General features: G+C 41.0%; 1 protein-coding gene. It reads right to left on the minus strand.

Going from position 1 to position 1170, the window contains the following annotated elements:
• The coding region (locus DXA05_RS26090) for a transposase (RefSeq protein ID WP_284515716.1) at positions 1-976 on the minus strand (976 nt) is incomplete at its 3' end.
• Between the last annotated feature and the right edge of the window lie 194 nt (positions 977-1170).

A 1170-nucleotide genomic window follows, 5' to 3' on the forward strand; every position in this document is an offset into this window, starting at 1 on the left:
TCGTCAGTGCCATATTCCGTGTTGCCTTCGCTTTTTCAATCCACTTTCTAATATCCTTATCATAAGTGTTCCCATTAATCATATCTCTGAAATTCTGACACACGCTTAAGAGTTCTTTAATCTGTGGTGAGGACTTATATAGTTCCGCTAGTTTAGGATTATCCGATTCTCCCTTTAGAATGTATTTGCGTATCTGATTCTGTGAAACTCTCTGTGTTTTACTTCCGTTTTCAATGCTCTCATTATGCTCCTTGACTTCCTTCCTCTTTTGTTGATACATTTTTCGCAAGCTGGATGTTATCCTTCCAATAAGTGCGCCACTGATTTTACTCCCCATTTTTTGTGCCAATATTTTTCGGGTAATACAGCCCGCACTAATGATTGTAGCCAGTTCGGATACATATTTAAGAGCTGTCTTCTGTTGCTCATTCAAGTATGCCCCTATTCTCCTGTTGTGAATGAGCTTATAAATGTAGCGACTTTTCTTGCCCAAATGCGCGGCTGTCTGCTCAATGGTCATCCCCTGCATTTTTAAGTTCAGGCTTTCCCTGTATATCTTCAATTTTTCTCTGTGTCGGACATCTCCCATGTTAAATATGTCCTGAAGAATTAACGAAGAAGCCGTGTCTCTGTCAGGATATTCGTATTTGAGCTTTTGCTTGGTCTGACGAATCATTTTCTCTATTTCCGGTATCATCGTGTCCGTCATATTCTTGGTTAGATGGAACCGGTCGCAGATTTGTGTAACACCAGGGATTATTCTGTTTATAGCCTCTGTGAAACATCTTCCACGGTCTCTCGTTATATATTGTATTTGAGGATTCCGGGTGAGCCAGTTATCAAGCGCTTCTCCGTTTCTATCCTCTAACAAAGCAATAGGCATGTGTGTCATCTGGTCTACGACCACACTCATATAATCCTTACCTTTTTTATAGGCAAAATCATCAATACCTACATAAATACTTTTATTATGCATAGGATTATGTTGCCCGCACTGTTGTAGGATGCGTAAGCAGGAAGAGCTACTGGCCGTTATATGGAACAGCTGCAAAAGAGAAGAGGCCTTTCGGGAAGTAAGTTCCAAGCTTATCGATCTGATGCGTTCCTCAACAAGATAGCTCCGTCTACCATACCGACGAGCCAGAAAAGACAACGGTTCGCAGAATATTT

Origin of the sequence: Bacteroides sp. AM54-2NS (assembly GCF_003602935.1) — a bacterium.
GTDB lineage: Bacteria > Bacteroidota > Bacteroidia > Bacteroidales > Bacteroidaceae > Bacteroides > Bacteroides xylanisolvens.